Raw genomic sequence first — 16,375 nt, forward strand, 5'->3', positions numbered from 1 at the left:
CCCAGCGCCGTGCCTTCAAGAGGCCTGGAGGTTCTTGGCCATTTCAGTTGTTCTGATCCAACCATCGCTTTCATAGAGTGCCCTGCCGGCATTTGTTGCATGCAGGATGATATAGTCGATCCCGCGTGACAGGAACTCGATCTCAGCGGCTTTCATTAAAGCGCGAGCAATGCCTCTTCCACGATAAGCTGGGTCAACGAAGACATTCAGAACATAGCCGCGCTTTGAAGCCAACGGATGAGCGGGGTGTGGAGGCCAGTCAATTTCCATCATTCCTACTCCGCCAATCGAATGACCATTCTCTTCCGCGAAGAACCCGAAATAAGTGCCCTTGGCCAAGTGCTCCATAAGCCATTGCCGAAACGGTGCAGCCATAGTGGTCAATACATCCGGAGAGCGACCAGCCTCCAGGAACATGCTTTCCCGGTGCTGGCAAATCATATCAAGGTCGGTCAAAACTATAGAGCGGATAATCATGACAGAAGCCTTGCATAATGATTTGCGAACTTTGAATGGAATAGCGCTTTCTTATCCAAGGAGATATCGAGACATGTTTAATTATTTGGTGACCCTAACAAGATTACCGCAAGCAATAAAAACTGCGCCGCCACAAACCGTCGGTGATGAGAAAACGATTGGTTGTTGGCAAAGCCAGAGTACAAATCTTCCGTCAGAAAATAACAACTTTTGGGTCATTCCCATCAGAGAAAAAAGCCGGCAATCGTTCATCCAGATGTTTGACGCAGCGATGTACAAATGGCTGCCTTGAGTAGGTTCGAACCGAAACAAGCCGCTTAGTTGCATAAAAGGATCATGCGGCTACGGCTCAGCGGCTCAACGTAAACAACCCCAATCTAATCGCATGCCGTTACTGTCCCCAGGTTCATATTCTGGCCGGCTGCACTGATGTCAGAGGATCATCTGGCGATGGCGGAACTGGCCTGCGTTTTCCAGCCTGAATCAAAACGACACCACCGAATATCAATGCCAGAGGGACCAATTCCCAGACCGTAACCTCCTCGCCAACACATGCGCCGATGATGATGGCGACAACTGGTGCAATATAGGTTGCGCCGGATGCCTTCACGGGTCCGAGCTTTGCAATAATGAAGTAGTAGATTAGAAACGTGCCGCCCGTACCCACCATCCCAAGGCCAATTATGGCGCCGAACGTTGCATGCAAGGATGTCGTCACGTTGTCGATTCCGCTGAAGTCTGTAACGAGCAGAAGTGTGAGTACGGCAAGTCCGCACTGCCATGTCGCCAGTGTCAACGGAGGCAGGTTGAGCGGAGAAAGGAACTTACGCGCATACATAGAGTGCCATGCAGAGAAATACCGGAAGTGCCGTCCCAAGGGCGGGCACTGAGGGCGATGCCGACAAATCCGAGCGCAACTCCCATAGCCATTTGCCTTGTAGGTCGTTCTTCTCGAAGAAACAGCAAGGTTGCAAGGAAAGTGAACAGAGGTATCGATCCACTCAGCATGCCAGCAACGCTTGTCGGAAGCAGCGCAGTACCCGCAACGAAACCATAGTAATAAAGCGTTGTCGCCAACAGCGACATGATGATGAAATGCGGCAGGTGTTCTAGTTGCGCGCGGCTAATGACCTTCGCTTTCCACGCCATCAATGCCAACGGCAGGAAACCGAAGAGCACGCGGATGAAAACGACCTGCATGGGGGAAATTAGCGCCGTCGCCCATTTCATATAGATGAAATTGGTACCCCAGATGAGGCCGAGTGTGACAAGTGCTGCATAAGCGCGAAACATGGCTTGCTCTTTCCTGGCATGCAAAAAGTCGCGCCCATGCGGGAGGACCTCCAAATAGCAGGTGCTGGTAGATCAGACTGAACGCATCAGGCCGCCATCGACCTTGATGCTTTGTCCGGTGATATAACTGGCCGCATCGGATGCCAGAAAGGCGATAGTTGCTGCCACCTCTGCGCTCGTTCCATAACGGCCCATTGGTACGCCGACACTGCGCTCCTGTACTTCCGGCAAGCTGTCGATCCAGCCCGGCAATACATTGTTGATCCGAATGCCTTCGGCTGCATAAGTATCCGCATAAATCTTTGTGAAAGCAGCAAGGCCGGCGCGAAAAACGGCGGACGTCGGAAACATCGGTGTCGGCTCAAACACCCACGCAGTCGATATATTGACAATCGAACCGGATCCTTGAGCCTGCATGATCGGAGTTACCAGCCGTGCCGCACGAACAACGTTCAGGAGGTATGTGTCCATACCTAAGTACCACTGTTCGTCAGTGATCTCGTTGATCTGCGCACGAGGACCATGCCCGGCGCTGTTGACCAGCACATCGATGCGGCCCCAGCTCTCGACCGTCGTATCGACGAGCCGTTTGATGTCATCATTGTTCTGGTTCGAACCTGTGATGCCGATGCCGCCCAATTCCTTTGCCAGCGCTTCGCCCTTGCCGGACGACGAAAGGATCGACACCTTGTACCCGTCGGCCGCAAGACGTTTTGCCGCCTCCGCACCCATGCCGCTACCGCCAGCCGTAACTACAGCTACCTTTTCTACTGACATCACCATCATTCCCTTCAAAAACTCACACCAATTGCTCAACCATTGGGCCTAATGTATCATCTGATTTGCCGGATACCGAACCAGTTATCCTCAAATTTGACAGTAGAAAAACTATCGATGGCGAACCTAATCGGGAAACTTCCACCTTTGAATGGCCTAAGAGCCTTCGAAGTCTCGGCTCGGCATCTGAACTTTAGGCTGGCGGCAGAGGAGCTGGGAGTGACGCAAGGTGCTGTTGCCCAGCACGTTCGTGGACTTGAAGCCGAACTGGGGATAGCCCTCTTTGAACGCCTACCGAAATCACTTGCGCTAACAGGAGAAGGACGAGCTTATATTGCAGACATCCGCAGAGCGTTTGAACTGATCGCAAACGCCACCACCAAGCTGAGGCCGCAGCCCGTTAAGCTGACCGTCAGCACCACACCGACTTTTGCGTCAAAGTGGCTGATACCCCGTCTGCCCGATTTCAGAGCCAAGCACCCCGATCTCGATCTTCATATTCTTGCAACAGATCGAATCTCGAGCTTCCAGTCAGACGGTGTCGATCTTGCGATCCGCTATGGACACCCTCCATTTGGCACAGCGCTTGCCGCGGAGCTTCTATTCAATCAGGAGATCATTCCCGTTTGTAACCCTTCACTTATTGCCATCGGCGCTGAGCCCCATGGCGGGAAGGCACTGTCGCAGTACACGCTCCTTCACGATACCCATAACTTCTGGCCGGAATACATCGACAGGTTTCTTGGATTCAGCGACCCCGCATTGTTTCGCAGTATCAGTTTCTCGCAGACCTCACATGCGATCGAAGCTGCGATAGCGGGCCAGGGCATCGCGATGGCAACGCTTGCATTCGTCTCTGCGGATATCCGGGCAGGCAGACTTAGACAGGTGTTCGACGGCATCCTCCGTGCCCAAAGCGGCTTCTATTGCGTGCGACCGCGATATCGCAAGTCAGACGCAGTCGACAAACTGCAGGATTGGATGACGAGCCAACCTTGAAAAGCTCACGACTGAAATACCTGAGAAGGCAATTTATGGACTGTTCGTTATCTCGCTGAAAATTCCAGAACCGGTTTTATGGAACTACGCGAGCATATCCAGTATTTATCCGGTCGAAAGCTTTACCAAGATCGTCAGCAAGGTAATAGCGAGGACGACGCAGTCAACGCCAATGGGATCAGCTGCGACGCTCGAGAGTCGTTTTATGATAAGTCTTTTCTGTGATCTGGCGGCAAGTGCGGCACTTGGTACGCCGGTGTAATTCATGCGATCAGTTCAATGGAGAGGGCCAACCATGCCTCCGCAAACGTGATTGCCATCGCAGCTTCGGGCCTTAACTGGCAATTGCGCAAAACAACCTGTTCTGAGCTTCAGATACGGGCGCTCGCATTCGCCAATCAATCGCTGACACACCTTAGCCGGCCGAGTGAGCCGAATCTATAACTTCTAAACGGACGAGTTGTCCTGAAACTCACCAAGCCCCTTGAAGCACATGAATCCGTTGACTGTAGCGCGTGTTATCATTTAGCTCGGAATTCGACCGTCGCGCCCACAGCTTCAAGTTGATCCTTCAACCGGCGCAATTGCAGTCTCACGCCGCTTCCGGCTTCGAATTGAGGCGCTTCGGCGAGTGCCAGTGTATCTTTCAACGACAATCCACGACTTTTGCTGACTATCTGGATAACTTTGAGCTTCTGGGAGCCCACGTCGGTCACAACCAAGTCGCCTCTCTCGAAATCGGCCTCGCAGTAGTCGCCGACATCAGGCGACACATCCTTGGAATTTGCGGCCTGGCGACATTCATCGAGAACGTTTTGCCAGTAGCTATTCGGAGCGTCGGTTTCGTCAATGATAATGCGCTCGAATTGGAAGATATCCGTCTTCGCCTCCGCCAGTGCCTCCAGCAGGCGGCCAAATGCCACGAGGCTCGGCGATATTCGAATCGCGTCCCACCGTCCAGCACCATGGGCTGCCGTATAGACTGGATAGCCGTCTTCAAGCTCCGCAGTGTCAATAAAAACGGGATCATCCAATCCAGTCATTGCGATGACATACCATCCAGATTTCCAACCACCGTCAATTTCAGAAACAAGGCTTTCGCCAGTACTGCCATGCCTGCGGAAGCCAATCTGAAAATCATCAAGGTGCTCAAATTCCGCATAGTGCGAGGGCAAAAGCGGATTGCCATCAATAATGCTGTTGGCAAGAAAGTCTCGAATGCTTTCATCAAACAGATTCATACGCCGGCCGGTCCTCATGTAGGGTCTCGTGGATGATCTGAGCAGTTTTGGACCAGCGGAGACCAGTGTTAAACGGGGGCTATGAGAAACCAACTCCGCAAGACGCCCGAGCAAACTCCTTCATGTTTGTAGACTGAATGGAATTAGTTCGCATCATGAAGCTTCTGATACCACTTCATGGCTTCACTCTCGCTTTTGGGCACGCCTTCACCGTTGAGATACATATCACCCAGAGCGTTAAGCGCTGCAGGAATATTCTGGTCAGCAGCTTTGTGGTACCAGCGCAATGCTTCGTCCTTGTTTTGGGGCACCCCATCACCGTTGCGATACATAGCTCCCAGGTATGACTGAGCTCTGCCGTAACCGAGCTCCGCGGCCCGTCGGTACCACTTTGCAGCTTCAGCATGATCTTTCGGAACACCCTCCCCCAAAAGATACAAATCTCCAATACCAAACATCGCCACGACATCCCCTGTATGCGCTTGGGTTTTCCAAAGCTGCATTGCAGCCTTGTAGTCGCCATTTGCATAGGCATCCTGCGCATTGTCTGCCTTGGCAAATGTCGTGGTGAACACACTTGCGGCACTAATGAACAATCCGAGAAGAATAATGCGAATGCTCATTGGAAGGAAATGGTTACCTCTGAGCATTCTATCTAAAGGCATCGCACCGCTCATGCCCAAGCCCGGTTTGGTAGAAGCCGTCCATGCTGGCGCTCGAAAGCACACAAATCATAAGAGCACGTTTCCCGTCAACATACTCACCATCCAGTACCGTGATATAAGTAGGAACATTACCGTTGGTGACCAGGAAATTTCCTGGATTAGCCGAGGTAAACTCGGTTGCATTCTCAACACGGTAGATATCAGCTTTGTCCATGGCTTTTGTGAAGGACGGCGCAAGTTTCGCAGGCAGCTTATGAGCGTCGAACTTCCCAACTCGGCTCAATTCCAACCTGCCCTTGAACGCACGATACTTCAAAAATGACGGCCCAATCGTCACTTCCATTCCGACTGTCTTGCCATTGTCTGAACGGGGGATTGCTTTCAGATGAATACTTTTTGTTACTCTCTCGGGTCGAATTCCTGACAAATCGGCACCAAAGCAAGCCGTTGAAAGCGACCCGAATGCGAGGATCACGGCAAAAAACATCACGCTCGGATGCGGAAATCTCCTCGGGATGAACCACTTCCACTTGCCACTGCATATCAATAACCCGGCGTAGTTGATCCGTGATCCCAAGGCAAAGTCTCCTGATTTGATTCTACCAATCCACATAACATTGGATTACTGAACCTCCAATCTTTAGACCATCGCGCAAAGACACGGCCAACAAACCCGAGAACGTCCCAAATCCGAGCACCTTGCGACCAATGTGCTGAGTTTCCATACGAACCAACACATTTTTCCATCCGCGAATTGCCCTATGCACCAAACATAATTTAAGGCTCAATAAGAGCATCGTCTCGTTTAAGTGAGCCAGCGCAGGAAGACTAAGGGGCCAATTTTTATCGGAAACGAACACCAATCGGCCATTACATGCGAAAATGATCACTATGAGGTTAGAGGCTTTGTTTAAATATTCCGGCAATGTGCGAAGGTGTTTCACACTGTTGTGTTTGATCGGGCTAGTGCTGGCTGGCGGGAGCCCCGCAGCTTCTGGTCAAAGCCGAAATGCAATAGACATCGCAAAAGACGAATGTAATTTCATCGCAGCTGACGACAGCCATCGGTTTATCTACGAGAAGAATTGCGCAGAGACACTAAGCCGGTTTCCGGTGGATCGATGGGTGAACTCCTGTGGCTATTGGGGTTTGACTGAAGAGCAGCGCAAAACTCCAACGCTATTAAGCGTGCTGCAATCGACAGTGGAGAGCTCAGATCCTCCAGCTTTTCATTTTTTTGGGGATGCTCGCTTCATATTGGAAATTCCCTGCAACCAAGGGGCCTATAACAGATCGAGCCTATTTTTCGGCTACGACGAAAGCACATTTCCAGCCACTGTGAGACTGATGCATTTTCCTCGACCGGACGGGAAACTCCGTGACGAGATTTTTGCTCGCGGTGTCGATGCCCGAAAGCGTGTCATCGTTGAATATGCTAAAGCGCGCGGAATGGGCGATGCAGGGCATTATGCCCGCTATGCTGTCGAGCCAGAAAAATTCAAAGTCGTATTGTTGGAGGATATCAGCAAGGCCGATTGGGATGGCAGAGATGTGTTTCAATGGCTAGGTGACTTCGATGCCAGGCCTGTTGGCAAGACTTGGATTCAGTTGTACCCGACCAAGAAATAGGCCAACTTCGCCAATGTGTTGATTTCCACTGAGAACTGACCCGGGGGGGTGCGGACGAAAACCTGGACTATCAAGGAGGTAGTTCATGTATTCCTATGAAGAAAAGATCCGGGCAGTTGATCTCTACATCAAGCTTGGCAAACGTATCAAGGCGACGACTCGTCAGCGGGGTTACCCAACCAAGAATGCATTGAGCGGCTGGTATCGGGAATAAGAGCAATGTCTCGATTTGCGTGTAGGCTGTGCGGTGCGAGCCCCAAAGCATTCGCAGGCACAGGGTCAAATTCAACATGCCATTGCAATCCTTGATCGTTCACCGGCCTGACGTTAACTGCCTTTATATTTGAAAGAAATCGGGACCGGCTGGTAAAACGCGCTGATCATTGCATCATGACCGTCTATCCATTCTTGTTGTTCGGATATTATGGGCTAGAGTTAGGACATCTTGTGGATTGTCTACTTCACCCAGGAGTGCGATATGCCCTCACCTGCGCATCAGACCTCTCTTTCAAACGGACGTGTCGTCCATCAATCAGATCTTGGTAGCGTCACTCAAGTCAACGCTGATGATCTTTCGATCATGAAGGGTCTTTCGATCAAGCAGTTGACCCTGGCGCCAAATTCGATCCGCGCACCACATTGGCACGCCAATTGCGTTGAGCTTGGCTATTGTCTTGCCGGTGAGGCTCTCGTGACAATCCTTGGTACAGGGGATTTTCATTCTGTCTTTACGATTAGCGCAGGGCAGATGTTCCACATTCCTTCCGGAGCATTGCATTGTATCGAGAACATCGGCACTGAACAGGCAGACTTTGTCTTAGCCTTCAGGCACGAGCGCCCAGAGGATTTTTCGCTCCAGGGAACTTTCGGCGCGATGACCGATGCGTCGCTCGGCAATGCCTATGGTTTGCCTGCATCCGCTTTCACGCAGATCGCAAAGACGACTGAAGGTGCCTATCTGGTCCGACGCGAAGGGCCACCGGTCGTGCCGGACGAAGCTCGACGCGAAGCTGCGCACAAGTTCGATATCGAGGCACAGCCCGCGATGATACACCCCAGCTATGGCACCGCTCGTCTGGGGCGGGCGCAGTTCTGGCCTGCCCTGACTGATATCGCCATGTATTCGTTGCTGATCACCACGGACGGTATGCGTGAGCCGCATTGGCATCCCGAAACAGCAGAAATGGGATATGTCCATTCCGGCCGCGCGCGTATGACAATTCTCAACCCCGACGCTACCACCCATACCTGGGATCTTGGACCTGGCGATGTCTATTTCATCCCACGCGCATATCCTCACCACATCGAGGTGCTCGGCGAGGAGGAAATCCATTTCCTGATATTCTTCGACCAACCGATGCCAGAGGACATCGGAATCCGCATAATTCCTGCCGCACTCGCACCGGCAGTGATGGCCGCCACACTTGGCGTGTCAACGCATAGCTTGCCGAACTTTCCACACGTAATAGCTGATCCCTTGATCGTCGGTCGGGTCAATCCCCAAAGTTTGGAGCCAAAGGCTGGTTAATAGGAATAGTTGCCTGCGCATAAAGGTCCGCTGCCCAGCGCGTGATCCAATACGCGCCGGAATTGGGGCTATTTGATTGTGAGATGTGCCTTTGAGGCTATGGCATAGCAAACGGCGCGGGCATGGTCCTGCCTTCCTTTGTAAATGCCGATAGTAGCCAGTTTCGACTAAGTTGGATTATAGACAAAACTCCGCCTGTCGGCGAGCATCATCGCCTGATCAAGAATCCCAGTCGATCCTTACCGAGTGCGAAAACCACCAATCCATGTTATGTGCCTGCGGCTTGCCAGACATACTCATTCCAGATTAGCGTGAAACAAGCAGGCCTTGGCAATTCACATGCGATGAAGGACGACCATGTCCCGGAGCTCCCGCGTTACACTTCAAGCAATTGCTGTTGCCTTCGCACTGCTCGCAAATCCACAAGCGCCGATGGCAGCCAATAAGGACAATGTCATGCCCCTGCCGACAACCCGTGTCGAGCTTTCGGAGCGTTTGGTGCGTGGTGGACTTTCTCTTCCTGCCATCCAAACCATAGTTGCTGCATCGCGCGACGCCCTGGTACTTGAAACCACGCTGACGGAGGACGCCAAAGTTCCGCTAGGGGCAAGCAAGTTTGGCGGACATCCGGATTTGCCGAAGGAAATACCTTGGGCTGTTCGATCCGCATACGAAGGTGCAGAGCAACTTGCTCGACAGTACGAAGAAGAAGCTGCAAACCTTTATGCGGATTCTGGTCTGTTGGCACCGTGGTTACCCGAGCAAGATGGGAAAGCCCTGATTGTCGCGCGAAAGCAGCTGAAGGACGACGCTATGGCTGGCACTCTCAAGATCATGAAGGACGCTGGCATCGATACGGATGCACTTGATCTGGGAAACTTGCCAGCTGCCAATCCCGACGAGATCGCAGCGGAGGCCAGGGAACTGCGTGCGAAGGCGAAGGCCGTGACAAAACCATTTCCGCTGACATTTATCGCCCAAATTGATCTTGCGGCGCTTTCAAGGGAACCCGGCTTTGATCCCGCTCTACCGAAAACGGGGCGACTTCTGCTTTTTTATGATCTTCCAATCCTGCCAGCTGACTTTGAGCCTCGCTCCAAAGCAGGCTGGCAATTGATTTATGACGAAACCCCTGTTTCTCAGCTGCAGCGCGTTGCACCCCCGAAAGAACTGCTCGACCTTATCCCATCCACACAGCTCCGGTCAGCTGCAGTTAAAACCTCCTCCGTAGTAACCACCGTGCCAACTGGTGATGCTGGCTTTGACGCTTTGCAAGGGATAGCGAAGGAAGATACCGCGCTCTACCACAATTGGTTGTTCACACTTGGATGGCCTACTGACAACCAAGGTCACAATCATCAGCTTGGCGGCTGGCCGCGTGCGATACAGTCCGGGATGCAATCCCGCAGTCAGCTTGCCGCCAACGGAATCGATGCCGGCACTGGTGATGCCTACCAAAGTGAAGCAGCGAAGCGATTAATAGTCGACGCAAAAGCTTGGCATCTTGTGGTGCAGATCGGTACGGATGAAGCGATAGGCTACACCCTTCCCGGCTCGATCAACGTGCTCGTGCGTGAGGAAGATCTTGCTATGCGCCGCTTTGACCGGGCGTGGATAGTCTACGAGCAAGATTGAGACGACGTCTGGAGCTGTGGCCAGGTCAACCTCTCGAGGTACGAAAAAAGGAATTGGCTGCCAAGCTCCGTGCAGAAAACACTGACCTTCGCAAGCGGCTCGGTCTCGATTAAGCTAAGCTGGTAGCCCTAAAACTGGGCCGCCATGCCCTGCGTCGAGGCTGTCTTCCGCGTCTGAATTTTGCGCAGGCAATATATCCACTTTTGTGCTTTATTTCAGCTGGTTGTTGATTATACAGCAGCGCTGACTTATATTCCGTCGTAGGAATGGTGACTATGATGATGAATTCGGCATTGATCTTAACGACCGTGAATGCGCCGTACAGCAAACAGCTTGACGCGCAAACGCTCGTTTATTGCCTGAAAAATCAAGAAGCTGCCAAAGCGGTGCCTGGACATATGTCCACCTTCTTCGGAGAGGTCAATCCTCTTCTGCAGAAAGCTTTTGCACATAATAATGGCGTTTCCCAAACACAGTTGATTTCGGCTGCCAAGGCTTTTGCAAGCTATTCCGGCGAGTCTTATCCGCTCGCTGCGTGAGTATCCCCAAACATCAGTCTGATTGGAAGCGGTTGTTTCGGATGGCTTGCAGCCTTATCCGGCAGGTGAACGCCGATCATCAGATTATTGAAGGTTGGAGCTTCGGCGGCGGAACAGCCATGATGATACAAATTGATCATCGTGAAAGTCACGATGTCGATATCTTTCTGCCAGACCCGCAATTTCTGTCTTACCTCGATCCTCAAAAGCAAAATTTTGAATTTGAAGTCGTGCCCCACGATTATGGTGGTGATGGTACCGGTTTCCTCAAAATCGCATTTGCTGATGGTGAGATCGACTTCATTGTCGGGCCTGCAATGACTGAGGCACCTACAATCGCCCGAGAGATAGAAAACGAAATTGTACTCCTGGAAACCGTTCCGGAAATCATCACCAAGAAAATCTACTACCGCGGCTCAAGCATCAAGCCCAGAGACATCTTTGATATTGCCGCAGCTGGGGAAACGGATGCCAACTCAATCATTTCAGCGCTTCGCTCTTATCCTAAACAAGTCGAACAAACGCTCGCAACGATAGACAAGCTCAATCCCGAGTTTGTCTACGCAACAATCCAGCAGCTGATGCTTCGTGACCACTGTCGGAACATCGCCACAACGGCTATTGATCGGGCCAAAGAAATCTTGCGTGCTGTATAGGCCTGCCTGTATCCGGGGCCAATGGCAACCATCCACTGGAAAACTCCCCTTCCCGGCCTTGGCGCACGTGACGCACAGATTGTGACGTGCGATGGTCTGCAACCTGATTGGTTGCCGGACATTTTAAGGGTTCATGCCGTTTCGTTTCATCCATACCGCTGACATCCATCTGGATTCGCCGCTGCGATCATTGTCGCTGCGCGATCCTGATCTTGGTTTGCTGATCGGCGACGCCACGCGGCAGGCACTTGTTGCGATCGTCGACCTTTGCCTCGAAGAACAGGTCAATGCATTGGTGATTGCCGGCGATCTTTATGACGGCGATCAGACCTCCATGAAAACCGCCCGATTTCTGGCAACGCAGATGCAGCGGCTGCATGAGGCCGGCATCAGCGTCTATACGATCCGCGGCAATCATGATGCCCTGTCAAAGATCACGCAGGAACTGGTGCTGCCGCCTTCGATAAAGATCTTTGGTGCGAGAGCCGAGGCGATCGAGCTGCAGCATGGCGGTCTTGCCATTGCCATGCATGGTTTGAGTTTTGGCAAACCGCAGGCGCCGGAAAGTCTGCTGCCAAAATTCAAACAGCCTGTGGCGGGTGCCGTCAATATCGGGATCATGCATACCAGCCTTGCCGGAGCTCCTGGCCACGATGCTTACGCTCCATGCAATGTGGCAGACCTACATACATCCGGATTTGACTATTGGGCACTCGGCCATATCCATCTGCGCTCGCAGCATGTCGGTGCAAAGACAGTAATCATGCCCGGCATGCCGCAAGGCCGGGACATCAATGAAGCTGGCGAGAAGTCCGTATCGCTTGTCACTGTTGGTGATGACAGATCAATCAGCGTTGAAGAGCGTCTGACCAGCATTGCCCAGTTCGAACGCCTGACGGTTGATGTGACGACTGCGCGGGAATGGCGGGATGTGATCACTGCCATTGAAACAGCATTGGCCGGGCAGCGCGACAAAACCAGATCGGACCATCTCGTCGGCAGGTTAAAACTGACCGGCAACACGACGCTGGCATGGCAGCTGCGCCGTGATGCCGACCTGTTGCAGGCAGAGGCTGAACAGCGCGCTCAAGGTATTGGCCGTACCTGGGTGGAAAAGATCGAACTCGCTGTGCGTCCACTTGACGAGACAGCGACTGCCACGACCGCAGATCCCCTGGTTGAACTTGGGCACCTGATGCATGCCGATGTCATGACCTCGCACGGGTTTCGCGAGGATGTGCGCCAGATGATCAAGGACCTGCTGGATGATCTGCCACCGGAAAGCCGGAAATTTGCCGGCAATTCCGAAGTCGAGTTTGAAACATTCATCGATGAGTTGATGACACAGAGCGGCGATGACATTATCGCGCGGCTTAAATCTCCTGGCCGGGAGACGCAGTGATGCGGCTGCGCAAGCTTGACCTTACCCGCTATGGCAAGTTCACCGATTACAGCCTCGATTTTGGTGAGGCCGTCGCCGGTTCACCTGATCTGCATATTGTCTATGGATTGAACGAGGCCGGGAAATCGACCGCCTTCGCCGCCTATCTTGATTTCCTCTTCGGCATTGAAGAACGCAGCAAGTACGCCTTTTTGCATCCCTATACGGCCATGCAGATCGGGGCGACGCTGCAGTTTGACGGACAGACCCATCAGCTGATCCGCAGCAAGGTCAGAACAGGCTCGTTGCAGGATGAGCGTGGTCAACCGGTCAATGAGGCTTTGCTTGGGACACCGCTTGCCGGCATTGGCCGTGAAGCCTACCGCACCATGTTCTCGCTCGATGAACAATCATTGAAGGACGGCGGCAATGCTATCATCCAGAGCAAGGGTGATCTTGGAGAACTTCTGTTTTCTGCCAGTGCAGGCCTTGCTGATCTCAGCCAGACATTGGCGGCAACGGCTGAGGAAGCCAGCCTCATTCACAAGAAGCGCGGACGCAACACGCAAGTTGCCGAGCTGAAGCAAAAGCTCGCCGATCTTAAAGCACAGCGGGATGCAATCGATACATTTGCTTCCGCCTATGCAAACCTTGTGACCACAGGCGATCAGGCACAATCAGCCTATGACGCGGCAATGGCGGAGCTTGGCAAAACAAGAACAAGCCTTGGCGACGTCTCACGCATTATACATGCCCTCCCCTTGGCCGGTGAGCATTCGCGCCTCAAAGGTCAGCTTGCTGATTTTGCCGACCTGCCGCGGCCGCCCTCCGAATGGGCGGCAGAACTGCCGCAATTGACGAAAGACCAGACGCGGATACAGACGCAGATCGACGGAACGCAGAGAGAATTCGCCAGGCTGCAATCCGAGATTGATGCGATCGAGATTGATGATCAGCTCCAGTCTGTCGCCGCGCGCATTCTGGCACTTGAGGATGGCCGCGCACGCTATCGCACAGCTGAAGAGGATCTGCCGAAACGCCGGATCTCGCTTGGTGAACAGAACAGCGCTGTTGCAGGTCTTCTGAAATCACTGGGGCAGGATGGCAACCGGACACCGGAGGCACTTGTTCTTCCCGCTGCACTTATCGGAGAATTGCGCAGTCTGATCGAGACACGCTCTGGCATTGACGCCACGCTGCACACGACTTCGCGTGAACTCGCCAAAGCAAAACAATTGCTGGAACGCATTGAATTAGAAAACGCGGACAGCGCATCACGCGGCAAGGTGCTCGGCAAAGAGGATGCGCGTTCCATCGAGACGGCACTTGGTTCCTTGCAGCGCAGTGACCATCAGGCACGTCTGCGTGTGGCCGAGCGGGATCGCGGGCAGCTTTCCCGCAACTACGACGCGCTTCTAACCAGCCTGCATCCATGGATAGGGGACGGAGCAGCGTTGCTTGCCTTTGATCTGCCGGAACCTCGCCGGATCGAAGCCTGGCGCAGTGAAGCCCTGCTGATTGAAAAGCGTATCCGGGAGCACAAGGACAGCATTCGCAAGTCTGGCACGGAAGAAGCGAGTACACGGGCGCATATTGAAGCAATCCAGGCGGCAGTCGGGCACATCGATGATGTCGAAGCACAGCGATCGCGTGAAGCGCGCACGCGTGCCTGGGAGCAACATCTGAACCAACTCGATCTTGAAACAGCCAAGGCGTTCGAAGAGAAGATGCGAGTGCATGATGATCTGAGCGAGACACGCCTCGCACGATCACGCGATCTGGCCGAACTGCGTCAGGCGGCACAGACCGCATCGGTAAGTGCCGCATCCATTCAGCGTGAAAAGGAATTGCTGGCCGATGCATCAGATGAGCTCTTACAGCTACACACCCGCATCCGTGCCGCCGTCTCCAACGCCATTGAATTGCCTGAGAACGCAACAATCGAGGATTGGCTGTCACGGCTTGAGCGCTGGAATGCCAGCCGCAAGGAAGCCCTCGCCGCATGGAATGCGCTTCGTGAGGTGGATGAAGATATCCGTCAAGCAAAGTCCGAGCTTGATCATGAAGTCTCGGTCCTTGTGACTGCAATGGGCGCTACATCTATTGATGGCATTGAAACCATGTCACCACCGGCGTTGATGCAGACTGCGAGCGCGTTTCTGTCAGAAGCGATCAGTGCCCGCAGCGCAGCGGAAAATACCGTTGCAAATCTCGCCAAACAAAAGCGGGAAATTTCCGAGCGCCAGGAGGATTTTGAGCGGGCTGATGCACAGGCAAAAAAATGGGACAGCCATTGGAACGAGGCCCTCTCCAAAACCTGGTTCGGCGCCACCACATCAGAAGTGCCGCAGGTACGCGAGATCCTGAACAGCCTTGCTGATCTTCCCGCCGCCCTGCGAGAGCGTGATCAACTGGCGCAGCGCATCGCCACCATGGAGAATAATCAGATTGTCTTCGGTAAAGAAGTGGCTGGCATTTTCGAAGTGCTTGGCGAGACCTTTGACCCCGCACAGGCCCAGCAGGAAGCCGAAACTCTAACAAAGCGATATCAGGCCAGCCAGAGTGCCCAAAACATCCACGCCATGAAACTGGATGAACACGAGCGTCTCGCAGACATCAGCCGCAAGCTCAAACAGGAACTTGCCGTGCATGAAGCGCGCAAGAGTGAACTGACTGCCTTCTTCGATGTCGAGACATTAACTGAGGTCAGTGCCAAACTGGAACAGGCTGCAGATAAAGCCCGGCTTGAACGCCGTCTTGCCGGCATCGCCGATCAGATCGCGGATGAATTGCGCGTGGTGACTTTCCCTGAGGCAGAAGCCCTGCTTACCGAAGTCAACGTCGCCGAGATTGAACAACAGGCAGCAGAACTCTCAGCCCGGTCGTCTGATCTGGAAGAACAAAGCCGTGTGCTCTTCGCCGATCTCACTTTAGCCAGGAAAAAGCTTGAGCAGGTGGGTGGAGATGATGCTGTGGCGAGGATCGAAGCACAGCGGCGCACGATCTTCCTCGAAATCGAAGAACTTGCACAAAAATACCTTCGCCTTAAAACCGGTGCGCTTGCCGCCGAAAATGCCTTGCACCTCTATCGCGACAAACACCGCTCCTCGATGATGAACCGGGCATCGGACGCCTTTCGTCTGATTACCCGCGGCGAGTATTCGGGTCTTGCTGCCAAGCCGGAAAAGGACAAGGAAATCCTGATCGGCGTTTCCAAAAGCGGCGCCTCGAAAATGTCCGACGCCATGTCAACCGGTACACAGTTTCAGCTCTATCTTGCACTGCGTCTTGCCGGCTACCAGGAGTTCGCCGAAGTCAGGCCATCCGTACCCTTCATTGCCGATGACATCATGGAGACCTTTGATGAGCCGCGCTCGGAAGAGGTGTTTCGTCTGATGAGCGAAATGGCGTCCATCGGCCAGGTCATTTACCTCACCCACCACAGGCACCTTTGCGAGATCGCGCAGAAGGTTCTGCCAAGTGTGCGAATACATGAGCTGAACGCTTAGGATCTCTCCCTACGCATAATACAAACTACTTCCTACAAAATGGCCT

The 16,375-nt window shown here is 53.2% G+C and carries 16 protein-coding genes and 1 pseudogene; 10 read left to right on the plus strand and 7 right to left on the minus strand.

Translation table 11 applies throughout. The annotated features are described in order from the left end of the window. Positions 1 to 15 precede the first annotated feature (15 nt). On the minus strand, positions 16 to 477 hold the full coding sequence (locus HB779_RS21910; RefSeq protein WP_188346086.1) for a GNAT family N-acetyltransferase: 462 nt from the start codon (positions 475 to 477) through the stop codon (positions 16 to 18). Here HB779_RS21910 and HB779_RS21915 point away from each other — a divergent pair. Continuing rightward, positions 476 to 769 (plus strand): hypothetical protein, encoded by a 294-nt coding sequence (locus HB779_RS21915; protein ID WP_188346087.1) that lies wholly within the window; start codon positions 476 to 478, stop codon positions 767 to 769. The two genes, HB779_RS21910 and HB779_RS21915, sit on opposite strands and share 2 nt — an antisense overlap. A gap of 114 nt (positions 770 to 883) precedes the next feature. Here the strand turns inward: HB779_RS21915 and HB779_RS25840 are convergent, their stop codons facing one another. From HB779_RS25840 to HB779_RS21925, 3 genes are all read right to left on the minus strand, one after another. Beyond that, on the minus strand, positions 884 to 1,315 hold the full coding sequence (locus tag HB779_RS25840) for an EamA family transporter (RefSeq protein WP_371823946.1): 432 nt from the start codon (positions 1,313 to 1,315) through the stop codon (positions 884 to 886). Next, a complete protein-coding gene (locus tag HB779_RS25845; protein ID WP_371823947.1) occupies positions 1,270 to 1,770 on the minus strand; it encodes a DMT family transporter in 501 nt (166 codons plus the stop codon). The genes HB779_RS25840 and HB779_RS25845 overlap by 46 nt, the downstream gene beginning before the upstream one ends. 72 nt (positions 1,771 to 1,842) lie before the next feature. After that, positions 1,843 to 2,547, minus strand: a complete 705-nt coding sequence (locus HB779_RS21925) for an SDR family oxidoreductase (RefSeq protein ID WP_188346088.1) — start codon at positions 2,545 to 2,547, stop codon at positions 1,843 to 1,845. A 117-nt stretch (positions 2,548 to 2,664) separates the two neighbouring features. Here HB779_RS21925 and HB779_RS21930 point away from each other — a divergent pair, with 117 nt between their 5' ends. Beyond that, the gene (locus HB779_RS21930; RefSeq protein WP_188346089.1) at positions 2,665 to 3,546 is read left to right on the plus strand and encodes a LysR substrate-binding domain-containing protein; all 882 of its coding nucleotides are present in this window, start codon (positions 2,665 to 2,667) and stop codon (positions 3,544 to 3,546) included. 521 nt (positions 3,547 to 4,067) lie between these two features. On the opposite strand, the gene HB779_RS21935 is transcribed toward HB779_RS21930, so the two are convergent. The 3 genes from HB779_RS21935 to HB779_RS21945 all read right to left on the minus strand — a co-directional run bounded on the left by HB779_RS21935 (position 4,068) and on the right by HB779_RS21945 (position 6,029). Continuing rightward, the gene (locus tag HB779_RS21935) at positions 4,068 to 4,787 is read right to left on the minus strand and encodes a ribosomal protein L7/L12 (RefSeq protein WP_188346090.1); all 720 of its coding nucleotides are present in this window, start codon (positions 4,785 to 4,787) and stop codon (positions 4,068 to 4,070) included. Between the two features lie 143 nt (positions 4,788 to 4,930). Beyond that, positions 4,931 to 5,464 (minus strand): tetratricopeptide repeat protein, encoded by a 534-nt coding sequence (locus tag HB779_RS21940; protein WP_188346091.1) that lies wholly within the window; start codon positions 5,462 to 5,464, stop codon positions 4,931 to 4,933. Next, on the minus strand, positions 5,439 to 6,029 hold the full coding sequence (locus HB779_RS21945) for a hypothetical protein (protein ID WP_188346092.1): 591 nt from the start codon (positions 6,027 to 6,029) through the stop codon (positions 5,439 to 5,441). The genes HB779_RS21940 and HB779_RS21945 overlap by 26 nt, the downstream gene beginning before the upstream one ends. A 329-nt stretch (positions 6,030 to 6,358) precedes the next feature. Here HB779_RS21945 and HB779_RS21950 point away from each other — a divergent pair, with 329 nt between their 5' ends. The 8 genes and pseudogenes from HB779_RS21950 to HB779_RS21980 all read left to right on the plus strand — a co-directional run bounded on the left by HB779_RS21950 (position 6,359) and on the right by HB779_RS21980 (position 16,329). Then, positions 6,359 to 7,081, plus strand: a complete 723-nt coding sequence (locus HB779_RS21950; RefSeq protein WP_188346093.1) for a DUF1176 domain-containing protein — start codon at positions 6,359 to 6,361, stop codon at positions 7,079 to 7,081. An 85-nt stretch (positions 7,082 to 7,166) separates the two neighbouring features. Continuing rightward, a pseudogene (locus HB779_RS25850) lies at positions 7,167 to 7,364 on the plus strand (IS3 family transposase); the annotation flags it as partial. 195 nt (positions 7,365 to 7,559) lie between these two features. Beyond that, positions 7,560 to 8,609 (plus strand): cupin domain-containing protein, encoded by a 1,050-nt coding sequence (locus tag HB779_RS21955; RefSeq protein ID WP_188346094.1) that lies wholly within the window; start codon positions 7,560 to 7,562, stop codon positions 8,607 to 8,609. Between the two features lie 357 nt (positions 8,610 to 8,966). After that, on the plus strand, positions 8,967 to 10,244 hold the full coding sequence (locus HB779_RS21960) for a DUF1963 domain-containing protein (RefSeq protein WP_188346095.1): 1,278 nt from the start codon (positions 8,967 to 8,969) through the stop codon (positions 10,242 to 10,244). A gap of 275 nt (positions 10,245 to 10,519) precedes the next feature. Continuing rightward, a complete protein-coding gene (locus tag HB779_RS21965) occupies positions 10,520 to 10,783 on the plus strand; it encodes a hypothetical protein (RefSeq protein WP_244642762.1) in 264 nt (87 codons plus the stop codon). 41 nt (positions 10,784 to 10,824) lie between these two features. Then, positions 10,825 to 11,439: a nucleotidyl transferase AbiEii/AbiGii toxin family protein gene (locus HB779_RS21970; RefSeq protein ID WP_244642766.1), complete on the plus strand. Its 615-nt coding sequence runs from the start codon at positions 10,825 to 10,827 to the stop codon at positions 11,437 to 11,439. A 133-nt stretch (positions 11,440 to 11,572) separates the two neighbouring features. Next, a complete protein-coding gene (locus HB779_RS21975; RefSeq protein ID WP_188346096.1) occupies positions 11,573 to 12,841 on the plus strand; it encodes a DNA repair exonuclease in 1,269 nt (422 codons plus the stop codon). Next, positions 12,841 to 16,329, plus strand: a complete 3,489-nt coding sequence (locus HB779_RS21980) for an AAA family ATPase (protein ID WP_188346097.1) — start codon at positions 12,841 to 12,843, stop codon at positions 16,327 to 16,329. Before HB779_RS21975 ends, HB779_RS21980 begins: the two co-directional genes overlap by 1 nt. The last annotated feature ends 46 nt before the right edge of the window (positions 16,330 to 16,375 follow it).

Origin of the sequence: Phyllobacterium sp. 628 (assembly GCF_014189505.1) — a bacterium.
Lineage (GTDB): Bacteria > Pseudomonadota > Alphaproteobacteria > Rhizobiales > Rhizobiaceae > Phyllobacterium.